We start from the raw sequence: 23,992 nt of genomic DNA, 5'->3' as shown, positions 1-23,992 counted from the left end.
CGCCGCGCCCTAACAGCGGAGGCATAGGATGCAGAAGAAGTCTGACAACCCCGCCGATCCGTTCAAAAAGGCGCTTGCTGATGCGACCCGTGTTCTTGCGGATGATCCGGAGCTTTCGGTCTCCTATACCGTTGACCCTCCCGGAAAAACGGCGGATTCGGTACGCTTGCCGCAGGTAACGCGTCGGATGAGCCGTGAGGAAGTTCTGCTTGCGCGAGGCAACGCCGATGCGCTTGCACTTCGTCACAAGTATCACAACGACGCGACCCACAACCGCTATCTCCCCCAAGGGCAAATGGCGCGGGACCTCTACGAAGCAATGGAGAACGCCCGTTGCGAGGCCGTCGGTGGCCGCGACATGCCCGGCACCTTGAGCAATATCGACGCCAAAATCGGCAACGAGGCGCTCCGTAAGGGCTATGGCGATATCAGCGCGCAATCGGAAGCCCCGCTTGCCGAAGCAGCAGGGTATTTGATCCGCCATCTTGCAACAGGCCGCGACCTTCCCGCGGGTGCGGCGAATGTCATGGAGCTTTGGCGCCCATTTATTGAGGATCAGGCCGGCGGTACGCTTGAATCGCTTGAAGAAATGCTCGCAGATCAGGTCTCTTTTGCAAAGCTCGCCCGCCAGATTATCGACGATCTTGGCTATGGCGACCAGCTTGGTGAAGACCCGGACGGCGAAGACGACAGCAGCGACGAAGAAGCCCAGCCCGAAGCTGAAGAAGAGCCGGAGAACCCCGATTCAACCGGTGAGGACGACGAAGAAGAAGAGGCTGAAGCCGCGCCCGAGCAAAGTCAGGACGACAGTCAGGACCAAAGCCAAGCACAGGTTTCCATGGATGATGCCGCCGATCAGGAAGACGGCAGCGAAGCAGATATGCCAGATGGCGACGCCCCAATGGACCCGCCTCCTCCTGCTGCACATTCAGAGGCTGATCCGGATTATCAGGTCTTTTCAACAGATTGCGACGAGGAAATTCTCGCCGAGGAATTGGCAGAACCCGCCGAGCTTGAGCGTCTCCGCGCCTATCTTGACCAACAGCTTGAGCCGCTGAAGGGCGCTGTTTCGCGACTTGCCAACAAGCTGCAACGCCGCCTGCAAGCCCAACAAAACCGGAGCTGGGACTTCGATCAGGAAGAAGGCATTTTGGATGCTGGCCGCCTCGCACGCGTGATTGCCAATCCGACAACGCCGCTTTCGTTCAAAGTTGAACAAGACACAGAGTTCCGTGATACCTGCGTAACGCTTCTAATCGATAACTCCGGCTCCATGCGGGGGCGTCCGATTTCGATCGCGGCGATCTGTGCGGATGTTCTTGCGCGGACGCTGGAACGTTGTCAGGTCAAGGTCGAGATACTCGGATTCACCACCCGCGCTTGGAAAGGTGGACAAGCCCGTGAAACTTGGCTGCAGCAAGGCCGCCCGCAGCAGCCGGGCCGCCTGAACGACCTGCGCCACATCATCTATAAGTCCGCAGATGCCCCTTGGCGGCGGACTCGCCCGAACCTTGGGCTGATGATGAAAGAAGGCTTGCTCAAGGAAAATATCGATGGTGAAGCGCTGGAATGGGCGCACAAACGCACCATTCACCGCCCCGAAGCGCGCAAAATCCTGATGGTCATCAGCGACGGTGCGCCGGTGGATGACAGCACGCTATCGGTCAATCCGCCGAACTACCTTGAGAAGCACCTGCGCGATGTGATCGCTATGGTCGAGAAGAAGAAGTTGGTTGAGTTGCTGGCTATTGGTATCGGCCATGACGTGACCCGCTATTATGACCGCGCGGTGACGATCACGGATGTAGAACAGCTCGCCGGCGCCATGACTGAGCAACTCGCAGCACTCTTTGACAATGACCCGCGAGCGCGCGCCAAATTTCTTGGTATCCGGCAGGCCGGTTAACCGTCTGATGCGGAATAGGTGCGTATAACCGCGCCACCTATAACAACAAAAACTTGGCGAGCAGATCTAAAGCGCGCCATTTATCGGAGGTCGTGCATGTTTCAAGATTTTGGAACCGTTTCCCACCCAGAGTTCGGCCCGGAACGGCTGGCAAAACTTCGCGCCGCGCTTAAGGCAAGAAATCTCGATGGATTCATCGTGCCACGTGCAGACAGGTTTCAGGGCGAATATGTGGCAGATTGCGATGCACGGCTCTCTTGGCTCACCGGATTTACGGGCTCTGCTGGATTCTGCGTCGTGCTCCCCGAGATCGCGGGTGTATTCATTGACGGACGATATAGAACGCAGGTGAAATCGCAGGTTGATCTAGCTCATTTCACGCCAGTTCCATGGCCCGAGCAATCGGCAGCAGACTGGATCAAAAGCCAATCAAAAGGGCCATTGCGGCTTGGTATCGATCCATGGCTCCATACTGTTCAAGACATACGCGCGCTCGAAAGCGGCCTCAAAGGGACCGGTGTTGAGATAGTTGTGCTTGAGGAAAATCCGCTTGATGCAATCTGGGTCGACCGCCCTGCCCCTCCCGCTGCTCCTGCCGTTGACCAGCCACTTGAATTCGCCGGTGAACCCCACGAAAGCAAGATCAAGCGCATGGCCACAGCAATTGCGGATGCGGGTGCGTCACAATCTATCATTACCCAACCAGATGCGATTTGTTGGCTCTTGAACGTGCGTGGCGCCGATATCCCGCGCAATCCCGTTGTTCACGCGATGGCCGTCTTACACGCCGCAGGACACGTAGACCTTTTCACCGATCCCACAAAATTTAACGAGGTTGCAGAGAAGTTCGGCCCTTCGGTTGCGCTGGATGCTGAAAGCGAGATGCCCGACTTCGTCGCCGCTCTCAAAGGCCCCACTCTGCTTGATCCGGCGACTACGCCGCTCGCCCTAGCCGAAATCTGCGCCGAGACTATCGAAGCGCCGGATCCCTGTGCGCTTGCAAAGGCATGCAAGAACGAAGTCGAGCTTGCAGGTGCCGATGCCGCCCAATTGCGAGACGGGGTGGCAATGGCAGAATTTCTGTGCTGGCTTGACGAAAACGCGCCTAACGGCACACTCACCGAGATCGATGTCGTCACGAAACTCGAGGCCTTCCGCCGCGCAAGCAACGCTCTGCGCGAAATTAGCTTCGAAACAATTGCGGGCGCTGGTGAGCACGGTGCAATCATGCATTACCGCGTGTCCGAAGGCACAAATCGCCCCGTCAAATCGGGCGAGCTTTTGTTGGTCGATAGCGGTGGCCAATATCAGGATGGTACAACCGACATCACCCGCACCATCGCTGTCGGAGAGATCGGGGAAACGGAAAAACGCTGTTTCACGCGCGTCCTTCAAGGGATGATCGCGATCAGCCGCGCAGAGTTCCCGAAGGGCACTAAAGGTCGCGACCTTGATCCATTTGCCCGTATGGCGCTTTGGCAAGCAGGGCAAGATTTCAATCACGGGACCGGCCATGGTGTCGGCAGTTATCTTTCCGTCCACGAAGGGCCGCAGCGCCTTGCCAAAACCGGTTCCATTGCGCTGGAAATAGGGATGATCCTCTCTAACGAGCCCGGATATTACCGCGAGGGGGCGTTCGGTATTCGTATTGAAAACCTCATTGCCGTGGAACCTGCCCCCGCCCATGCAGATGCAGACCCCGAGCGCGACTTCCTTCGGTTTCGCACAATGACCTTTGTACCCATTGATCGACGCCTGATCATGACGTCGCTTCTAAACAAGGCGGAAATTGACTGGATCAACCAATATCATTTTGCCACATGGAAGCTTTTGCGTGATCATGTTAGCAAGCCAACTCGAAGCTGGCTCAAAGAGGCCTGCGCGCCATTAAAAGGAGACGCACCTGTGCCGGAAATTACGATCACAAAAGCAGATACAACCTATGTGGTACGCGCCGGTGGCGCCGTTATTGGGGAAAGTCAAAACGCACTTATCCTCAAAGAAGGTTCGCTCGCCCCTGTGGCCTATTTCCCGCGCGAAGACGTGGCAATGGCGATGCTTGAACCGAGCGATCACACCACTCACTGCCCATGGAAAGGCAACGCCTCCTACTTCTCAATCCACACCAAAAGTACCGTTATCAAGAACGCGGTGTGGTCTTATGAAGAGCCATTGGAAAGCGTCGAAGAAATCGCTGGTTACCTCGCCTTCGCAGGAGAGAACGTTGCCGTTGAGGGGCTTTGATCGGCTTACGAGTGCTCTTCTGCGGCGGTTTCTGATAGGGCGCGGTTAAAGGTTAGCAACGCGTCCACATGATAGATTGCCCCCAATAGCGCGCCGCTCTCGGCGACAACCGGAATGAAATCCAGATCATGCGCTTCAAACTCTGGCATGATCTCTTCCAGAGTTGCTTCGGGCCCAACCAGACGCCCTTCTTTGACGAGAGCATCGCAGTCAGCCTCATCGGCGCAGCGTTGTTCTCCGAGGGGGCGCATGACCGTCTTAACGCGTATTGTGGACAGCAAATACCCTTGTGGCCCTGCCGCCAAATGAACATCGCGGCGTTCGAGCTGCGTCAGGAAGAAACTCTTGTCGACCATGCGCGAAGAAATTGCGGTCGAAACAGACACCGCCGCCATAACGGCAAGCCCAGTTTGCCAGTCTCCCGTCAATTCAAACACAATAAGCGTTGTTGAAATCGGCGCGCCCAATACCGCTGCGGCCACGGCCCCCATTCCTGCGAGCGCATAGATCGTGTGCGAGCCACTGACATTGGGAAAAGCCTGTGTCGCGATTAGGCCGAACGCCAGCCCAGTCAGAGCACCTAGCATCATCGCGGGGGAAAAAACCCCGCCCCCCATGCGCCCCGCCATCGTGATCGCGACGGCAATGGCCTTCAAAACGGCAAAAACAACGGCCTCGCGGAACAACAAATCACCTGACAAAGCCGCCGAAGTTGTTCCGTAGCCAACACCGATAATATGCGGGAAGAAAATGGCGATTCCGCCCAGCAAACCGCCCGCTATGGCTGGGCGCAAAATTGCAGGGATTCGCAGTGTTTTTTGCAGGACGTTGCCGAAATTATCGGCCCAAAATATCGACTTCATCAAGACAACCGCGACAAGCCCCGAAATAATCCCAAGTAGGAGAAAGGCGGGAAGCTCTACGTAGAACGCCAATTCACCAACGCGCATGAGCTGAAACTCGGTCACATTGCCGAATTCGAGGCGGCTGATGACAGTACCCGCAACCGACGCAATAACAATGGGCGCAAATGCGTGCACCGCAAAGTGGCGAAGGATAACCTCAAGCGCGAACAACGCTCCTGCAATTGGTGCGTTAAAACTCGCCGAAACAGCCGCTGCAACGGCGCACCCAAGTAGATCCCGCGCATCAATGCCGCTGGCATGAATGCGATTGCTTACCCATGTCGAAATTACCGCCGCCAGGTGCACGACCGGGCCTTCACGCCCAGTTGAGCCGCCCGACGAAAGCGTAATCAATGATGCAAGTCCGCTGGCCAAGCCCTCGCGGCGCTCCACGCGTCCATGATGCAGAGCTGCGCCCTCGATGACATCGGCGACAGAGCGAACGCGTCCGTCGGGCGTATATTTGTTCAGCAAGATTCCAACGATTAGCCCGCCCACAATCGGTACGAGCAAGATCCAGTACCACGGAAGCCGATCCGCAACAGAAAGCATATCTGTGCGCGTCTCCGCATCATATAAAAAGCCCTGAAGCGCCAAGATGGCTTTGCGAAAATACAGCGCTGTAAATCCGGCTCCAATCCCGATCAGAAGCGCAATAAACCAGAACTGCAGCTCGTTCGGCCCTTCTTGCCGAATGATGCGCAATGCGTCCTTCACCGCCAGATTGGCGCGCTGGTAACCGTCTTTGATCTGGGCTTTCATTGGCAACAGCTGTTCATTGCGGGTCAATGCCTTTGGACTTTCCCAAGCGGATTGGTTCACCTAGGGTTTCACTCGGACCGAATGAAGGCAGAGGCAATATGACCATCGAAACCGCATTGACCGAACTCTCCTCCTTGTTAGGCGATCGTTTGTCGCGTTCCAAGTCTGATCTGGAAACACACGGAAAAAGCGAGACATATTTTCCACTTACGCCACCAGATGCCGTGGCCTATCCGCTAAGCACCGAAGACGTGTCAGCAATTCTGCGCATCTGCCATGCCCATGAATGCCCCGTTGTTGCGTGGGGTACAGGAACCTCTCTTGAGGCTCATGCCCTCGCGGTACAAGGCGGCATCTGTTTGGACATGACGAAAATGAACCGCGTGGTCGAGGTGGCTCCAGAGGACTTCGCGGTAACGGTTGAACCAGGGATTACCAGAGAAGAGCTAAATACGGAGTTGCGCGCAACAGGACTATTCTTTCCGGTAGACCCCGGAGCAAATGCATCAATCGGCGGCATGGCGGCAACACGCGCAAGCGGTACAACCACGGTTCGTTATGGCTCCATGCGTGATAACGTTCTGGGGCTTACCGTGGTGCTGGCGGATGGCCGCATTATCAAAACTGGTGGCCTCGCTCGAAAGTCCGCGGCAGGCTATGACCTCACCTCGCTCTTTCTTGGCAGCGAAGGGACCCTCGGCATTATCACGTCACTCACCCTGCGCCTTCATGGGCAGCCAGAGGCGATTTCTGCGGCCGCGTGCGTCTTTGAAACGGTTGATGATGCCGTTGCGACGGTCATCGAAACCATGCAGTCTGGTATCCCCATGGCACGGATTGAACTCGTAGATGCTGATACGGCACGCGGGTTCAATATCTACGCGAAGGCCGACATCCCCGAAAAGCCACACCTGCTCATTGAGTTCCACGGCTCAGAGAGCGGCGTTGCGGAACAAGCAGAGAGCTTTGGAGAGATCGCGCGGGATAATAACGCGCTGGCATTCCGGTGGAGCAATCGACCAGAAGAGCGCGCCGAGCTTTGGAAAATACGCCACAGCGCCTATTACGCCAGCCTCGCCCTACGTCCAGGAGCTTCGGCGATCGTAACTGATGTTTGTGTTCCGATCTCCAAGCTGGCTGATGCAATCAAAGCGGCACAGGCAGACATCGCGGCGTCTTTCTTGACTGGCCCAATCCTCGGGCATGTTGGCGACGGCAACTTTCACGCAATCCTGCTTTGCGACAAGAACGACCCGAACGAAGTTGCCGAGGCAAAGCGCCTTGCCACTGAAATGTCTCGCCGCTCGGTTGAGGTTGGCGGTACGATCACGGGGGAACATGGTGTCGGGATGGGCAAACTCGGCCTAATGGAACTAGAACACGGCACGGATGGGTGGAATGTTATGGGAGACATCAAAAAGGTACTCGATCCCACAAATATCATGAATCCAGGGAAGCTTACGCGTCAAAATTAACGACATTCCCATACCAGCCCAAAATACAACCAGAATGAAAGATAGCCGTCGAAATCGATCTTAGCCCGCAAGAAGCGTTTTTGCAGCGGCTCGCGCTTCGTTTGTGATACGATCCCCAGAGAGCATTCGCGCAACCTCGTCCACACGATCCTCCGCGGCGAGCGGCACAACTGTCGATAGCGTTGAGCCGTCTTGTATCCGCTTCTCGACCCGCCAATGATGCCCGCCGAGCGCCGCAACTTGAGGAGAATGGGTTACGACGAGTACTTGTCCCTCCGCGGCCAAGGCCGCCAACCTGCGGCCAACCGCATCAGCAGTCGCCCCACCGACACCACGGTCAATCTCGTCAAAGATCATCGTGATGCCTTTGGTTCCCGAGGTAAGGCAAACCTTCAATGCCAACAAAAACCGCGAAAGTTCGCCTCCAGACGCAATCTTGTTCAGAGCGCCAGACGGGGCGCCAGGATTGGTTGCAACAGTGAACACAACATCATCAGAGCCCTCTGGACCACCGTCGATTTCGTTGAACTGGGTCTCAAAAACGGCGCGCTCCATTTTGAGCGGAGCTAGCTCTTTGGCCATGGCCGTATCAAGCTTTTTCGCTGCGGCTTTTCGCGCCGCGCTCAGGGCGTTTGCGGCATCCTCATAGGCTGCCTGTGCCTCTTCAAGCGCGCGCTTCAATGCGCCGATGTTTCCTGCGCCTTGGTCCAGTGCCACAAGACGCTTGCGTAGTTCATCCGCGTGGGCAGCAAGATCATCAGCCAATACGCCATGCTTGCGCGCAAGAGCGCGGATCGCAAACAAACGCTCTTCGCAGTCTTCAAGTTCACCTGGGTTAAATCGCAATCCGTCCAGCGCACTCTCGATTTCGGATTGCCCCTCACTCAATTCATTCAGTGCACGGGTCAGCGCCTCAATCCCACGATCAAAAGTACCATCAAGCTGTGTCGCGGAGTCCTCTAACCAGCGCAGCGCATTGACGATCAACGCCTCGGCGCCCTGCCCGCCAATCGCATCGCGTGCTTTGGTAACGTCATCGGCAACGCGCGTCGCGGCCTGAAGCTGGCGACGGCGTGTGTCTAGCTCCGCTTCTTCACCAGCAACAGGACTAAGAGCATCAAGCTCCTCAACTGAATGCCGCAGGAAATCCTCTTCCTCGCGCAGATCGGCAAGATGGGCTTCCTCGGCCAAAAGCGTTTTTTGCGCCGCCGAGAGGGCTCTCCATGCTTCAGAAGTTTTTGCGACCCTGCTTTCAAGCCCACCATATGCATCGAGCATTTTTCTATGTCCGCGCGGATTTAGAAGTCCGCGGTCATCATGCTGCCCGTGCAGTTCAACAAGCGTTTCTGAAAGCGCGCGAAGCACCTCCCCGGAGGCGCGGCGATCGTTTATCCACGCCGTTTTTCGTCCGTCGGCGGAATTCACCCGCCGCAAAATAAGCTCCTCGTCAGAATAGGGTATACCGGCCTCATCAAGAACCTTTTGAGCGTTGTGGCCAGATGGGATTTCAAAGCATGCCGTAACTTCACCCTGCTTTGCTCCGCTACGTACAAGCTCTGCGCGCCCGCGCCACCCCAACACGAACCCCAGAGAATCGAGCAGAATGGATTTCCCCGCGCCGGTCTCGCCCGTAAGAACATTCAAACCAGCCTGAAACTCAAGGCTCAGGTGATCAATGATAAGCATGTCGCGGATCTCGAGACTACGCAGCATGGATTGCGCCTTCCGGTCCTATAGCCATTCGCCTTTGACTGTCTGACGATAGAAATCGCCCATCCAGTTGTCTTTGAACAGACCAGGCTCAAGCCCTTGACCACGCAGCAAGGCATAGCTGTCTGCGTACCAACTTGAAGAGCGGAAGTTGTGGCCGAGAATCGCGGCGGCCGTCTGGGCCTGACGCGGGAAGCCAAGAGAGAGATAGGATTCGACCAGACGGTGCAACGCTTCTGGCGTGTGGCTCGTTGTCTGGAAGTCTTCAACCACAACACGGAAGCGTGCAATCGCAGCCGCATAGTGCTTGCGCTTGAGATAATAGCGGCCAATTTCCATTTCTTTGGCGGCCAAATGGTCAAACGCCAAGTCGAAGTGAAGAATTGCGGACCGTGCGTATTCGCTATCTGGATAACGCTCGATCACAACACGAAGCGCTTGTAGCGCCTGAAAGGTAAGGCCTTGATCGCGGCCCACTTCGTCAATCTGATCGTAGTAGGAAAGCGCCAAAAGATACTGTGCATAAGCGGCATCTTCTTCGGCAGGATAGAAATCGATATATCGTTGCGCGGCGATGCGGCTGTTTTCGTAGTCCTGATCCTGATGGTAGGAGAACGCCTGCATAATCAAGCTGCGGCGTGCCCAGTCAGAATAAGGATACAAGCGCTCAACTTCGCCAAACAGGCGTGCGGCGTCTGCAACATCACCTTGGGCAAGATCATATTCTGCACGTTTGTAGATGTCCTGAGCGGAATACGCTTCAAGGTTAACGTTTTCGGTTCCCTTGTCTGCGCATGCGACAAGCACCGTCAAACCCGCGAACAACGCAAATTGCTTTGACCAAACTCTTGCGCGTGCCATTAAGCGCCACCTTCAACCGTTGATTCCGCACCACAAATACGAGTGCTGCTCGGCTTTCCTAGCATAGAATTTTGCAAGGCAAAACGCCTTAACGAAGGAAAAACAGGGAAGTGATATTTACTGGATTGTTGCCGGAACATCTGTTGCAGCGACCCCAGCTCCCGGCAAACGCGCCGCTGTCAGCGTGTCACATTCAACTTCGGTCCACGCGGAAGGATCCGCAAAAACGGCGCGCAGCAGCTTGTTTGTCAGCGCGTGACCCGCCCGAACACCTGTGTAACGCCCCAATACCGGAGCACCGGCAAGCGCAAGATCGCCAAGCGCATCAAGCATTTTGTGACGTACGGCTTCATCGGTATGACGCAGACCACCGGGCGTAAGAACAGTATCTCCGTCGATCACAACTGCGTTTTCTACTGTGCCGCCAAGGGCAAGACCGTTTGCGCGCATCGAATCCACATCCGCCTGACGACAGAAAGTCCGGCTATCACAAAGCTCACGAACGAATGAACCATTGGCCATAGACAGCGTTTTGTCTTGTTGGCCAATCGCCTCGTCAGCGAAGGTGATATGAAAATCAATGAAGAGCGTTTCCGCTGGCTCAAGGCGGGCAATTGCCGCGCCCTCACGAACTTCGACAGGCTTCAGGAGTTTAATCGCTCGGATAGGGGCATCCTGCCGTGCGAATCCAGCATCCAGTATCTCGGCAACAAACTGCGCAGAGCTGCCGTCCAAAACTGGTACTTCAGGGCCATCGATATCAACCAGAGCGTTGTGAACGCCACAGCCCGCAAGAGCGGCCATGATATGCTCAATCGTTGAAACGCTAGCACCTTCAGAGTTTTCGATACGTGTACAGAGGGTGGCTTTGACTGTTGCGTCAAACTTTGCAGGGATACGATTATCGCCTTCTAGGTCCACGCGGCGAAACGTGATTCCAGCATTGGCAGGCGCCGGACGAACAACCATACGAACAGGTTTGCCCGTGTGAAGGCCGATGCCGTCAAAGACGATGTCTGATTTCAAAGTGCGCTGCACGTATTACCCCAGAATTGCACCGATGCCAGTCCCGCTTCGGCACAGTACAGGTATTGCCTGCCCTCCGAATAGACAATTCAATCTTTGTAACGGTTTGAAACATCGGGTTTTCTCATAAGCGAAATACCGCCTTTGAGATTTTAACCATTTGTTAACAAAAGAAAAAGGCCGAGCGTTTGCCCGGCCTTCCTAAATAATCTGTGTGCGAAATTAATTCGCCTGACGGCGTAGAAACGCTGGAATGTCGATGCGTTCCTGCTCCGGATCAACCTCGGATTCGTAATCCGGTGCAGCCTCTTGGGACTGAACTGGCGGTTGTTGACGTACCGGAGTTGCGGCTCGCGGGGCCTCTTCGTGTGAGTGGCCAGTCATGCGATTGATCAGCGAGTTGATACCGAAACGCGGTGCTTTTTCCTGCTCCTGAGCTGGCTGCTGTGGCGCTTGAGCGGCGGGGCGGGCAAGGCCGCTGGACGGCGCTTTGGCGACCGCTGCTTGTAGGCGGGCAACTGCTTCTGGTGAAGGTGTTCCAGCAGGAAGCGGCTTTGGCGCTACAAACTCTGCTGTCTCACGCTCGGCTTCTACTGGAGCTGCAGGTTGAGCAACTTCCGGCTGGTAAGCTGGTGCCGGTAGTTCGTCAGTTTCTGGTGCCTGAGCAACTTCTTCTTGTGGTGTAAAGAAACTAGGGGCTGGCGCCGGCTCTGCTTCTTCTGCTGGGCTGTTGAACAGGTTCGGCTCTTCTTCGCCACCTTGATCAGCGTCTTGCTGTAGCGCTTCACCTGGCTCAAGCGGCTTTGCGAGGCCACGGCGTGGCGCTGGCTTCTGAGCTTCGCCTTCAACAGTGTCGATACCTGTTGCAACAACAGAAACGCGCATTGTGCCTTCCATTTCGGTGTCGAGCGTGGAACCAACGATGATATTTGCTTCCTGATCCACTTCTTCGCGGATGCGGTTAGCCGCTTCGTCCAATTCGAACAATGTAAGGTCGTAACCGCCTGTGATGTTGATAAGAACACCACGTGCGCCACGAAGACTGATCTCGTCGAGGAGCGGGTTGGCAATTGCTTTTTCTGCGGCTTGAACAGCGCGGTCTTCGCCGGTTGCCTCGCCGGTACCCATCATCGCCTTGCCCATTTCGTCCATCACGGAGCGCACATCGGCAAAGTCGAGGTTGATGATGCCCGGACGAACCATCAGATCGGTTACGCCTTTAACACCTTGATACAAAACATCATCTGCGAGGCTAAAGGCCTCTGTAAATGTTGTTTTCTCGGTGGCCATGCGGAACAGGTTCTGGTTCGGGATGATGATAAGCGTATCAACAACCTTCTGGAGCGCTTCAACGCCCTCTTCCGCCTGACGCATGCGCTTGGCACCTTCAAACTGGAACGGCTTCGTCACAACGCCAACCGTCAGAACACCAAGCTCGCGTGCGGCTTGTGCAATGATTGGCGCCGCGCCGGTTCCGGTGCCGCCTCCCATACCAGCGGTGATGAAACACATGTGCGCGCCGGCGAGGTGATCTACGATTTGCTCAATGCTTTCTTCGGCGGCTGCGGAGCCAACCGAAGGACGCGCACCAGCGCCAAGACCTTCGGTAACCTTAACACCCATCTGAATGCGGTCGTTCGCACGGCTCTGCTGAAGTGCCTGTGCGTCGGTGTTCGCAACGACGAATTCAACGCCGTCCAGCGCCTTTTCGATCATGTTGTTAACCGCGTTGCCGCCTGCTCCGCCTACCCCAAACACGGTAATGCGTGGCTTCAGATCGTTTTGTTCGTGCATGCTAAGATTTAATGTCATGACTGGTCCGCCTGTAATGCCTAGCCGCTCGTCCCGGAGCGGAAATTATACCTGATTAAAAGCGATTTTAGCCTGACATTCACAAAACGTCACGAAAAAAACGCCACAAAGACACAAAATATGGCCCATCAGGAGGGAAAGTTTGGCGGTATCTTGCCGAAACCCCTATATTTTGCGTTTACCAATTATCTTTAAACCATTTCACTGCGCGCCGAACAGACCGCACGGGATATCGCTCAGCAGGAATATCGAAATCCCACCACTCATCCTGCGGGTGTGCAGCGAACAAACAAAGCCCGACCGCCGAAGCAAAAGGAGCCCCGGTTGCTGACTGTGGCAAACCCTGAACGCGTAGCGGGCGACCGATCCGAACACGCTGTCCGAGGATACGCGCCGCAAGGCCATCAAGCCCTGGAATCTGGCTTCCTCCACCGGTCAGTACAATCTGTTGACTTGGGAGGTGTTCAAAACCCGCCGCCTCAAGGCACGCGCGGGTTTCCTCAAGAATTTCCTCAACACGCGGACGCATAATCCCGATCAGTTCCGCACGGCTTACCGTACGGCGATCCTTTTCCCAATCCCCACTATCACATCCAATGTCGATCTGTTCGCGGTCATCCATGCCTGTCGCGACGACGCCGCCGTTCAGAGTTTTGATGCGTTCTGCCGTGGCCTCTGGAATTTGAAAGCCTTTGGAAATGTCGCTTGTGATGTGATCGCCACCGATCCGAACGGTATCGGCATAGATCATGTGTTTCTTCATAAAGATCGAAATGCCGGTGGAACCGCCGCCCATATCAATACAGGCCGCTCCGAGTTCTTGCTCGTCCTCAACCATCGCCGAGATTCCGGAAACATAAGCCGAAGAGGCAAGGCCAGCCAACTCCAGATCACACCGCTTTACGCAATAGATCAAGTTTTGAACCACACTCGCATCCACCGTCAGGAGGTGCATATCTGCAGTCAGAACAGAGCCGATTTGCCCGCGCGGATCAGCAAGACCAGACCGATGATCCAGCGCGAAATTCACCGGCTGTGCATGGAGAACTTCGCGACCAGTACCGATATCCGGAACCTCACACGCTGCTAAAACGCGCGCAACATCATGTTCTGTTGTCACCCGATCCTGAATCTCGACCTGCCCATCAAGCCCATAAGACCGAGGGCGCGCGCCAGAGAAACACACAATAACGTGATCAACGCGCGTCTTGGCCATCTTTTGCGCACATTGAACAGCCGTGCGAATGGCGCTCTCTGTCTCCTGCATGGCTTCAATCTCGCCAAAGCGTACACCGCGCGACCGCGTAGTCGCCGCGCCAATGACACGGAAACTGCTCTGCCCTGCCATCGAGCCAACGCCATCGTTGCTCCCGAAGTTCTCGGGGCCATCAAATCGAAGGATAAGACAGGCAATCTTTGATGTCCCCACATCCAGAATTGCCACAACGCCACGCTGCATCGCCGCTTGACGCATATTCCGCATTGCCCGCTGGCTTTGATAAAGATCCGTCATGATCCGCCATCCCCATCTTCAAGTTTTACATCTGTTACCAGACCCGCTTTCGGGGCCATTCTCAGCGTCGGACGCTGGCTCAGTCTCATATCCACAGTCGTAATGTCGCGCTCGAGCATGTCCTGAAGGCCATCAAGCGCGATGACGCGATTAAGCGCCGCAATCGGATCACTTTCTGGAAGCAGAATGCGTTGATCGCGATCAAGTACGATATCCCAACGGCGCTCGCCCATACGCACCAACCCACGCATGCGATCAAGGATCGGTCCTGCGGCTTGGAAAATTTCAACGGCTTCTGGGATTGCCTTATCTGCGCCAACGCCGACTACGAGAGGCAGATCAGGCCGCGAAGCGCGCGCCGGAACTTTGCTAACTCGAACACCCGAAGCATCAAGCAGCGTCACCTCACCTCGCCCGCGCCACACAATCGCGGGAACGCGCTCTGTCACGCCAACATGCAGAACGCCGCCCTTGCGCACTTGGATCGTCACATCTTTGACAGCATCCATCTCGGCAATCCGCTGGTGCATGGCATTCAGATCAAGATCAAAAGAGCTTTGCGGAAAATCTACAGAGGCAGTTTCTCGAATTTTGGCGGCCAATTCTTCTGAAACACCGTCAATTGCCATCATGTGAACCATGAACATCGGGTGCTGCTCGAAATCGCCGCGCACATCGGTGATCCACTGAAGGGTTGCCTCGCGTCTGTCCGCAGAACTTAGGAACCAGCCAGCAGCAAGCCCAGCGACAATCACCGGAACACCAAGGGCTACGAATTTCCGTACGAACGGCGTTAGCCACAGGCGTTGGATGCGGTAGGCAATGCGACTGGGCGCAGGGTCACGACGATATTTTCGCTTTCCCTTGCGGCCGTTCTTGCGCGGCGGCGCCAGTGGCGCAACTTGAAAGCGGGGAGATGTATCGCTGCCGAAGCTTATCTCTGCCATGACGCATCCTCCACAAGCCAAGCACAAAGCTTGCCAAATCCCATGCCCGAAACTTGCGCCTGCTCTGGCGTGAGCGACGTTGGCGTCATTCCCGGCTGAGTGTTGGTTTCAAGCAGGATCAACCCGTCAATGCCGCGGCTCTCGTCCCAACGGAAATCCGTGCGTGATATTCCGCGACATCCCAATGCCTCGTGCGCGCGCAACGCGTAATCGAAACAGGCGTCTGTGATGTCTTGCGGGATATTCGCCGGAACCTCGTGGCGTGAGCCGCCAGGAACATATTTGGCATCATAGTCATACCATCCGTCAGTGATGATATCGGTCACACCAAGCGCCTTGTCGCCCACAACCGTTGTCGTAAGCTCGCGGCCCGGCGCAAATGTTTCGACCATCACGACCTCTGGCATATCGTCAGAAAGGACCGGTGGCGCGGCACCCTCTTCGACAAGATATACGCCAACAGAGGATCCTTCGTTGTTCGGCTTCACGACATAGGGAACAGGCATCACATGGCCCGCCATAACGTCAGCTTTGGTAAACAAGCCGCTCTCGCATACCGGAAGACCAGCCGCGCGGTAGGCTTCCTTGCTGCGCTCTTTGTCCATCGCGAGCGCAGAGGCCAAAACTCCGGAATGTGTATATGGGATACGAAGCCATTCAAGCATCCCTTGAACACACCCATCCTCGCCCCAACGGCCATGCAACGCGTTGAACACAACATCAGGTGAGATTTCGGACAAGCGTGTAGCGAGGTCCGGACCTGCATCCACCTCAACCACGTTAAAACCTTCGTCCCGAAGGGCAGCCGCGCATTCACGCCCTGAGGAGAGCGACACTTCCCGCTCTGCGGAGGGGCCACCCATCAACACTGCCACTTTTTGGGATGCCCTGCTCGACATCGCCGCCTCTTTTGTTTTGGCCCGTTTATGGGCTCTTGTTCACCCGAAATTCGGGCACATTTACCGCGCGTTTTGCGCAATTATCGGGCCGCTCAAAGCGGCGCAAAGCCGCTTAACCCTTTGATTTTAAATGTAACACCAAAAACCGTTATTTTGCCTGTTCGGGTCTTTGAATACTCTGCTACGTTCTATTTTATCCGCACTCTAGGCGCTTATTATTGCTACCTAGCTCCCGCAATTAATGCGGGCAAATCAGGAAGCAGGTTCGCCGATGCGTTTGATTTCCCATACTAGCTCTATTGAACTGTTTTTGAAAACCTTTTTTCGCACTTCTTCACCTAATCCCTCAAGATCGGCCGCAGTTGCGCCTCCGGCGTTGGTCAAGAAGTTGCTGTGCATCTCGTTCATCACAGCTCCACCAAGCCGCGCGCCGCGCATACCGGCATCATCAATAACCTTCCACGCCTTGAGGTCATGCACATCATCAGCTTTCCCCGTGGAGCTAAATCCGGCGGGGTTTCGGAAGGTGCTTCCGGCTGTTCGATCCTTGGTGGGTTGGGTTTCGTCGCGCTTTTTGAGTTGTTCATCCATGCGCGCTTCAAGCTCTGCTGGCTCGCCCATTGGTCCCTTCAGAACGGCGTCAACCAACACACCGCCTTCTGGCATGGCCGAATTGCGATACTCAAAAGCCAAGTCTTCTGAGGAAAGTGTTATCAACGCTCCCTCTCGCGTAACGAAACGCGCGGACTGGAAGACATCAGCCATATATCGGCCATAGCATCCCGCATTCATTGCGACGGCCCCGCCAATCGCGCCCGGGATCGTACGCAGGAAGGTCAGATCAACGCCCGCCGCCGCCGCACGCCGCGCCACATGCGCGTCTAATGCTGCCGCGCCAGCTGTAACAGTATCGCCATCAATCTCGATCCCGTTGAAACCACGCCCAAGCCTAATCACCACGGCACGTATGCCACCATCGCGCACAATCAGATTGCTCCCCACACCCATCGGGAAAACTTCGATCTGTGGCGGAAGATCGCGAAGAAAATCCTGTAGGTCCTCAACGTCCTGAGGTTGGAACAATACATCTGCTGGACCACCGACCCGCAGCCACGTCAACTCTGCCAAAGAACGGTCAAACGTCAGCGTTCCGCGGGGTTTTGGGAGCGTTTCAGGTGAAATTATGCTGGCAGGGTTTGACACGTTTAAAGCGCCCTTTGTTAAAGCGTGAGTGAGATTTGGGGCACTCTATAAGCCACATCGGCACAGGTCAAAACGGCAAAGCGCACCGGTTACGATTTTGGCCGCATTATTTTGAGCCAACGCAGCAGGTAATACACCGGCCAGCGCAAAATAGATGCCCCCGCAACGGTGATAATAGCGCCGATTAACAGGCCGTTCTCCATGTAAACCCATACCAACAGTGGCAGCCCAACCGCCAACAGGGCATAGGCAGCGGGCCAGTGATGGTGCTTACTTGGAAACATCGCGATGACATTGGCAAGCACGAGCCATAGAAAGGCAAATACAAGGGATAAAGGCATTTCCGTCATTGCAAGCGTGCCTCGCTCGTCGTTATTCAGTTAGCAGTTCCGGCAGGTTGTTGGCCCATGCCGAGATCGTACCTGCGCCGAGGCACACAACGATATCGCCCGAACGCGCCTGTTCTCGAACCAAACGAACAAGATCATCCTCGCTGGTTACGGCGCGCGCATGACGGTGGCCATGGCGAATGAGGCCAGCAACGAGATCGTCCCGCGTTGCGCCCTCGATGACATCCTCACCTGCCGAAAAGACTTCGGAAATCCCGACAACATCCGCATCATTGAAACACGCACAGAAATCGTCAAACAGTGAGTGCAGGCGGCTGTAGCGGTGCGGCTGGTGAACAGCAATCACGCGCGCGCCCTCGGTGTGGCTCGTGGCTTGGCGCGCTGCCTTTAGAACAGCGGCGATTTCAACTGGGTGGTGGCCGTAGTCATCAATGATCGTGACGCCATCAACTTCGCCGACCTTGGTGAAACGACGGTTCACGCCACCGAAATTCCGCAACGCATCACGGATCTCTTCGGTTTTCATACCAAGGTGCCGCGCCACAGCGACCGCAGCGAGCGCATTGCTCACGTTATGATCGCCAGGCATCGGCAGCGAACAATCTTCAATCACTATCCCTTCGGCCTGCAGGGCAATATCAAAATGAGCAACGCCCGCCTTATACGTCAGGTTCACCGCCCGTACGTCAGCTTGGGCGTTAAACCCAAAGGTCACAACGCGCCGATCCGAGATCTTACCCACAAGCGATTGAACTTCATGGTGATCCGTGCAGCACACCGCAAGGCCATAAAATGGTATGTTACTTACAAATTCGAGGAACCCTTGGCGCAGAGTGTCGAAATCGCCCCAATGCTCCATATGCTCTGGGTCTATATTGGTCACAATCGCGATCGTCGCAGGAAGGCGGTTAAAGGTGCCGTCGCTCTCGTCAGCTTCAACAACCATCCACTCGCCCTGCCCCATGCGGGCATTCGAACCATAGGCGTGGATGATCCCGCCGTTGATAACCGTTGGGTCGATCCCACCCGCATCCAGAAGCGTGGCCACCATAGTTGTTGTCGTCGTTTTGCCGTGGGTACCTGCGACCGCGATGTTACTCTTGAGGCGCATCAATTCGGCCAACATCTCCGCACGGCGCACCACGGGAAGGCCACGAAGCCGCGCAGAGTCGAGCTCTGGGTTCCCCGGTTTGATCGCGCTTGAAATCACCACAACTTCGGCATTCTCAAGGTTCTCGGGCTTTTGCCCGATAAAGATTGTCGCGCCTAGTTCAGCGAGTCGGTCAGTGATCTTGCTTGTCTTCAGGTCACTGCCTTGAACGGTATAACCGTGGTTGAGAAGCACTTCTGCAATGCCAGACATCCCGATGCCGCCAATGCCGACAAAGTGGATTGGCCCCATTTCATTGGGAAGTTTCGTGGCTTTTGCGTTCATGTAAGGGCCTCTGTCTGGCGGTGGTTTTGGGTCGGTGTCTGGCTTAGTGTTTCAACGAGATCGACGAGCCGCTCTGTTGCATCTGGCTTGCTACAAGATAGCGCAGCACTTGCCATTTTGTTCGCGCGATCAGGGTCTGTCAGAATCTCGGTGATTTTCGCGCAAAGGCTCTCCGGCGTGAATTCGGATTCCTGCATGATCTCGGCGGCTCCGGCTTCGGCCAAAGAGCGGGCGTTTGCAGTTTGCTCGTCGCGGATCGCGGCGGCGAGCGGCACAAAAATCGCTGGTCGCCCAATCACGCTGATGTCGGCAACCGTGCTTGCGCCACTGCGGGCGATTACAAGCTGGCATTCGCTCATACGGCGGGGAACATCTTTGAAAAACGGTTTGATGTCAGCTTTTATCGCTTCGGATTCATAGTAATCAGTTACACGCTCAATATCTTCTTCGCGTGCTTGCTGGTCAACGCGGATATTGCGGCGCAATTCCATCGGCAACGCAGCGATCGCTGGCGGTACAACATCGGACAAAATGCGCGCGCCTTGGCTTCCGCCCATGACCAAAAGCGACATCGGGTAATCCCCTGGCTCGATATATCCGGCACCGGCGCGATCCAAGACAGCGCTGCGCACGGGGTTCCCGGTATCAATACCTTCGACTTCCTTTGGAAGCTCTGTCGGCCAAGTTCCGCAAGCCACCGCGTTTACGCGCTTGGCAAAGACCTGGTTCACGCGCCCCAAGACACCGTTCTGCTCGTGAAGCGCGCGCGGGCGGCGCAAAATCCAAGCTGCCGCAACAGCGGGAATTGACGGATAGCCACCGAAACCAACGACTACACTTGGCTTAGTGCGTTGCATCTTCCAGACCGCAGAAATGATACCGCCGACTATGCGAAATGGCACTGCAAGCTTTGCCAGCAAGCCACCGCGCGCAAAGGTGGCGCTTGAAAGCACTTCGATCTCAACCTCGGGCGGGAAGCCGCCAGTATATCGCGCGCCGCGCGCATCAGTTGAGAGCTTAACGGCCCATCCTTTGGCCAGCATCGCCTCGGCAAGAGCCTGTGCGGGGAACATATGCCCGCCGGTTCCGCCTGCTGCGATTACGAGTGTCTGCGTCATTTATTCTGTCCTAGTGTGCCGCGTCCACGGCCAATAAAGTGATCCCCGATGACCCCTTGCGGACGTGTTCGTGTCAGCGCGAGCAGCATCCCAACAGCGATACCACCAGCAACCAGCGACGAGCCACCATAGCTTACAAACGGAAGTGTCATCCCCTTAGCTGGCAGCAAACGCACAGCCACACCCATGTTGATGAAAGCTTGAATGCCAAACATACAAGCCAGCCCCGTTCCGGCTATCCGCGCAAAAGGATCGCGCTCCCGCATCAAACGATACAGCGAACGCACCGTGATGACGAGAAACAGGAATATAATGGCGAGCACAAGCACCAAACCGTATTCCTCTGCGGCAACGGCGATAATAAAATCGGTATGCGCATCAGGAAGCGACCATTTGACCTGCCCTTCACCAACACCAACCCCGAAATAGCCCCCTTCGCGGATGGCGTTTGTGGCATATCCCATCTGGGTTGTGGGATCGATATCAGGGTTCAAGAAGCCATCAATACGGCGCGCGAAGTGTTCGGAGTTATTATAGGCAAACATCCCACCGAGCACGACAAGAACCGCAATACCAATCAGCAAGAAAATCGGAGCCCCAGCCACGAAATACATCACACCCCATCCAAAGAGGATCAGCGCGGCCTGACCGAAATCGGGCTGCATCGCGAGGAAAAGTACAATCGTCAAAACCAAGCCGAATGACATGATCTTGCCTGGTGGTCCGTTGATCTCCTGACTGGCGGCCATAAGCCAAGCCGTCACAATCACAAAGCCGGGCTTGAGGAACTCGCTTGGCTGCACCGAGGCAAACCCGAGGGAGTACCACCGTGTTGCGCCCTTGCCGAAATCGGTTCCCAGAACCGGCAACAATGCCAGCGCAATGAACGCCGCGACAAACCCCAGAACGCCTAGCCGCCGCACCATCAGAGGCGACATTACAGAAACAGACACCATCACGATAAGGGCGATCGAGCCAAAGAAACCTTGGCGGAATACGTAGTGAAACGGCTCAAACCCGTTCTTCTCGGCGAGCGGTGGCGACGCAGCAAAGCCAAGCAGAAGCCCGATCCCGAACAATACGAGAATAAAAATCAACGTGAGTTTATCAATCGTGCGCCACCAACGTGGGAGCACCGGCTCTCCGCCCTGTCGGGGGAGTGTGCCATACACCATCTCGGTCATGGATACCGCCTATTACTGCCTCAAAACGCCCGTTTGCCGGGTCTGTGCGGAATCCTAACGCGGACAGCGAATTTAATCCAGCTTTAAAACGCGAGAGACAGGCCGAAGATGTGCGGCGCGGCGGCGGCCTACAGCGCTTTTACTTGCGCAATGAAATCCTCACCGCGTTTTTCAAAGCTGTCGTATTGATCGAAACTCGCGGCCGCAGGGGCAAGCAAAACGGTATCCCCCTTCTCTGCATCGCGTGCGGCTTGGGAAACGGCAGCTTCCATGGTTTCGCAAATCTCAAGATCAACACCCTCTAAGCCAAGCGCGAACTTGCGCGCGTCGCGCCCGATCACATAAGCTTTCTTGACGTTGTCAAAATGTGGCGCAAGTCCCGCAAGCCCGCCTTCTTTCTCAAGACCGCCACAAATCCAACGGATGTTCTTGAACGCCTCAAGCGCACAGGCTGCGCTCTCGACATTGGTTGCTTTGCTATCGTTTACAAAGCGCACGCCATTAATATTCGCTATGGTTTGGCTTCGATGTGGAAGGCCTGCAAAACTTTTGAATGCCTCTTCGATGACACGCGGCGCCAATCCAAGCGACCGGCACACGGCATAGGCGGCACAGGCATTCTGATGGTTGTGAACGCCGGGGAGCCCTTCGATTTCGCGCAGGTCAATAGAGCCCGCCTGACGCCCTTTTCGGTACTCCGACAAGAAACCTTTGCGGACAAATACGTTCCAGCCTTTCCCCGCCAACTTCTGCTTGGTCGAAATGCGGATCACGCGGTCATCGGTTGCGGAGGTGGCCAATTGGTTTGCCAGATATGCGCCCTCTGGCTCATCAATGCCGACTATCGCGCGATCGGGTCCGCCCTCGGCGAACAACCGACGTTTTGCTGCGAAATAGCCGCCAAATCCACCGTGGCGATCAAGATGATCGGGCGACATATTGGTCAGCACCGCAATGTCGGGCGTAAGGTTTCGCGCAAGGTCTGTCTGATAAGACGACAGTTCAAGAACCACGACCTCGCCGTCAATCGCAGGGTCAATATCAAGCACGCCAACGCCGATGTTTCCGGCAAGCTGCGTGGGGCGGTTCACATGTTGCAACACGTGGTAAATAAGCGCGCTGGTGGTGGATTTTCCGTTACTCCCCGTTACGGTGACAACACGAGGTATCGTATCAAAATTATCCCAATCCTGCGCGGCAAAGCTTCGGAAAAACAGGCTGATGTCGTTATCAACCGGAACGCCCGCCTGCCATGCAAGGGCCACGTATTTGTTCGGTTCAGGATATAGATGCGGGATACCGGGCGAAAGGATAAGCGCGGCGACATCGTCAAATGCGCCCTGCTTGCCAAGGTCATGAAGTGTAAAGCCTTCTGCCTCTGCTTTGTCACGAGCCTCTGCGCTGTCATCCCAAACCAAAGGCTCGGCCTCGCCTGCCCTCAGCGCGTGCGCAGTCGCCATCCCAGACCGCCCAAGCCCAAGAACCGCGACGCGCTGGCCTTCATATCCTTTGACATCAATCATTTCTGTCTCCGAAATCTGGACGCAGTCTTAGCGAACCTTCAGCGTCGCCAAACCGATCAGCGCCAACACCAGCGAAATAATCCAGAAGCGGATCACGATCTGAGGTTCCGCCCAGCCCTTCTTTTCATAATGGTGGTGGATTGGCGCCATCAGGAACACGCGCTTTCCTGTGCGCTTGAAATAAAGCACCTGAATAATCACAGAGAGCGCTTCAACAACGAATAGGCCACCGACAATCGCAAGAACGATCTCGTGCTTTGTCGCCACCGCAATCGCACCCAAGGCGCCGCCCAGCGCGAGCGAACCCGTATCGCCCATGAAGACCGCCGCAGGCGGTGCGTTGTACCAGAGGAACCCAAGCCCCCCACCGATGAGCGCCGAGGTAAACACGAATATTTCACCCGTGCCTGGCACATAATGCACATCGAGGTACTCAGTAAAGTCGACGCGACCAACGGCATAAGCGATCACACCAAGTGCACCAGCGGCAATCATGACAGGCATAATCGCCAGACCGTCAAGGCCATCTGTCAGGTTTACCGCATTGGCCGACCCGACGATCACAATCATAGTGAAGGGGACAAAGAAAATACCGAGGTTCAGCAACGTATTCTTGAAGAACGGCATCGCGAGTTGGTTGCTTAGGGCATCAGGATGATACCACGCGGCCCAAACGCCAGCGATCGCGGCAATGATAAGCCCAAGCCCGAAACGGATTTTGCCCGACACGCCGTCTGTATTGTGTTTACTAACCTTTGCATAATCGTCAGCAAACCCAATCGCGCCGAAACCGAGCGTCACAAACAACACCATAATCACATAGGGATTATCCAGCCGCGCCCAAAGCAGCGTCGCAACCACCAGAGCTGACAGGATCAGAAGCCCGCCCATTGTTGGCGTTCCGGCCTTGGCGAGATGGCCTTCGGGGCCGTCGTCGCGGATTGGCTGGCCACGCCCTTGCTTTATGCGCAGCAGGTTTATGAGCGGTCGTCCAAAGATAAACCCAAAGATCAGTGCGGTGAAAAACGCGCCGCCTGCACGGAAGGTAATATAGCGAAAGAGGTTGAACACATCCCCGCCGTCAGAGAGTTCGGTTAGCCAGAATAGCATCGGGTGTGT

At 55.8% G+C, this 23,992-nt stretch carries 18 protein-coding genes and 1 pseudogene; 4 read left to right on the top strand and 15 right to left on the bottom strand.

Annotated elements, in window-relative coordinates; genetic code table 11:
- Nucleotides 1–28 precede the first annotated feature (28 nt).
- The 3 genes and pseudogenes from cobT (at nt 29) to OU789_RS16965 (ending at nt 4,150) form a co-directional block, all read left to right on the top strand.
- Complete coding sequence (cobT, locus tag OU789_RS04705; RefSeq protein WP_263953595.1) at nt 29–1,906, top strand: cobaltochelatase subunit CobT; 1,878 nt, start codon at nt 29–31, stop codon at nt 1,904–1,906.
- A gap of 96 nt (nt 1,907–2,002) precedes the next feature.
- Nucleotides 2,003–3,796, top strand: a pseudogene (locus OU789_RS04700) (aminopeptidase P family protein); the annotation flags it as partial.
- Nucleotides 3,797–3,811: 15 nt separating this feature from the next.
- Nucleotides 3,812–4,150: a DUF427 domain-containing protein gene (locus OU789_RS16965; protein WP_446719164.1), complete on the top strand. Its 339-nt coding sequence runs from the start codon at nt 3,812–3,814 to the stop codon at nt 4,148–4,150.
- A 5-nt stretch (nt 4,151–4,155) separates the two neighbouring features.
- Here the strand turns inward: OU789_RS16965 and OU789_RS04695 are convergent, their stop codons facing one another.
- Nucleotides 4,156–5,817 carry a chloride channel protein gene (locus tag OU789_RS04695; protein ID WP_274654518.1) on the bottom strand — a complete coding sequence of 554 codons (1,662 nt, stop codon included), beginning with the start codon at nt 5,815–5,817 and terminating at the stop codon, nt 4,156–4,158.
- A 98-nt stretch (nt 5,818–5,915) separates the two neighbouring features.
- On the opposite strand from OU789_RS04695, the gene OU789_RS04690 reads away from it, so the two are divergent.
- Entirely contained in the window at nt 5,916–7,292 is a 1,377-nt protein-coding gene (locus tag OU789_RS04690; protein ID WP_274653740.1) for an FAD-binding oxidoreductase, read from the top strand.
- 60 nt (nt 7,293–7,352) lie between these two features.
- On the opposite strand, the gene recN is transcribed toward OU789_RS04690, so the two are convergent.
- The 14 genes from recN to mraY form a co-directional block, all read right to left on the bottom strand.
- Nucleotides 7,353–9,005: a DNA repair protein RecN gene (gene recN, locus OU789_RS04685; RefSeq protein WP_274653738.1), complete on the bottom strand. Its 1,653-nt coding sequence runs from the start codon at nt 9,003–9,005 to the stop codon at nt 7,353–7,355.
- Between the two features lie 18 nt (nt 9,006–9,023).
- A complete protein-coding gene (locus OU789_RS04680; RefSeq protein ID WP_263953599.1) occupies nt 9,024–9,863 on the bottom strand; it encodes an outer membrane protein assembly factor BamD in 840 nt (279 codons plus the stop codon).
- Nucleotides 9,864–9,980: 117 nt separating this feature from the next.
- Complete coding sequence (gene lpxC, locus OU789_RS04675; protein ID WP_274653736.1) at nt 9,981–10,901, bottom strand: UDP-3-O-acyl-N-acetylglucosamine deacetylase; 921 nt, start codon at nt 10,899–10,901, stop codon at nt 9,981–9,983.
- Nucleotides 10,902–11,111: 210 nt separating this feature from the next.
- Nucleotides 11,112–12,701, bottom strand: a complete 1,590-nt coding sequence (ftsZ, locus tag OU789_RS04670; protein ID WP_274653734.1) for a cell division protein FtsZ — start codon at nt 12,699–12,701, stop codon at nt 11,112–11,114.
- Nucleotides 12,702–12,879: 178 nt separating this feature from the next.
- The gene (ftsA, locus tag OU789_RS04665) at nt 12,880–14,214 is read right to left on the bottom strand and encodes a cell division protein FtsA (RefSeq protein WP_274653732.1); all 1,335 of its coding nucleotides are present in this window, start codon (nt 14,212–14,214) and stop codon (nt 12,880–12,882) included.
- The gene (locus OU789_RS04660; RefSeq protein ID WP_274653730.1) at nt 14,211–15,161 is read right to left on the bottom strand and encodes a cell division protein FtsQ/DivIB; all 951 of its coding nucleotides are present in this window, start codon (nt 15,159–15,161) and stop codon (nt 14,211–14,213) included. Before OU789_RS04660 ends, ftsA begins: the two co-directional genes overlap by 4 nt.
- Nucleotides 15,149–16,060, bottom strand: coding sequence for a D-alanine--D-alanine ligase (locus OU789_RS04655; RefSeq protein WP_274653728.1), 912 nt, complete (start codon nt 16,058–16,060; stop codon nt 15,149–15,151). The genes OU789_RS04660 and OU789_RS04655 overlap by 13 nt, the downstream gene beginning before the upstream one ends.
- Nucleotides 16,061–16,312: 252 nt before the next feature.
- Nucleotides 16,313–17,263, bottom strand: a complete 951-nt coding sequence (murB, locus tag OU789_RS04650; protein WP_274653726.1) for a UDP-N-acetylmuramate dehydrogenase — start codon at nt 17,261–17,263, stop codon at nt 16,313–16,315.
- 89 nt (nt 17,264–17,352) lie between these two features.
- Nucleotides 17,353–17,613 carry a DUF2484 family protein gene (locus OU789_RS04645; protein ID WP_342453570.1) on the bottom strand — a complete coding sequence of 87 codons (261 nt, stop codon included), beginning with the start codon at nt 17,611–17,613 and terminating at the stop codon, nt 17,353–17,355.
- Between the two features lie 22 nt (nt 17,614–17,635).
- Nucleotides 17,636–19,048 (bottom strand): UDP-N-acetylmuramate--L-alanine ligase, encoded by a 1,413-nt coding sequence (gene murC / locus OU789_RS04640; protein ID WP_274653724.1) that lies wholly within the window; start codon nt 19,046–19,048, stop codon nt 17,636–17,638.
- Complete coding sequence (locus OU789_RS04635) at nt 19,045–20,166, bottom strand: UDP-N-acetylglucosamine--N-acetylmuramyl-(pentapeptide) pyrophosphoryl-undecaprenol N-acetylglucosamine transferase (RefSeq protein WP_274653722.1); 1,122 nt, start codon at nt 20,164–20,166, stop codon at nt 19,045–19,047. Before OU789_RS04635 ends, murC begins: the two co-directional genes overlap by 4 nt.
- Nucleotides 20,163–21,350, bottom strand: a complete 1,188-nt coding sequence (gene ftsW / locus OU789_RS04630) for a putative lipid II flippase FtsW (RefSeq protein WP_274653720.1) — start codon at nt 21,348–21,350, stop codon at nt 20,163–20,165. Before ftsW ends, OU789_RS04635 begins: the two co-directional genes overlap by 4 nt.
- Before the next feature lie 128 nt (nt 21,351–21,478).
- Nucleotides 21,479–22,873: a UDP-N-acetylmuramoyl-L-alanine--D-glutamate ligase gene (gene murD / locus OU789_RS04625; RefSeq protein ID WP_274653718.1), complete on the bottom strand. Its 1,395-nt coding sequence runs from the start codon at nt 22,871–22,873 to the stop codon at nt 21,479–21,481.
- Nucleotides 22,874–22,900: 27 nt separating this feature from the next.
- Entirely contained in the window at nt 22,901–23,983 is a 1,083-nt protein-coding gene (gene mraY, locus OU789_RS04620; RefSeq protein WP_274653716.1) for a phospho-N-acetylmuramoyl-pentapeptide-transferase, read from the bottom strand.
- Nucleotides 23,984–23,992 lie beyond the last annotated feature (9 nt).

It is taken from the genome of Halocynthiibacter sp. C4 (genome assembly GCF_028823805.1).
Classification (GTDB): domain Bacteria; phylum Pseudomonadota; class Alphaproteobacteria; order Rhodobacterales; family Rhodobacteraceae; genus Falsihalocynthiibacter; species Falsihalocynthiibacter halioticoli.
This window is presented reverse-complemented; position numbering and strand designations above follow the sequence as displayed.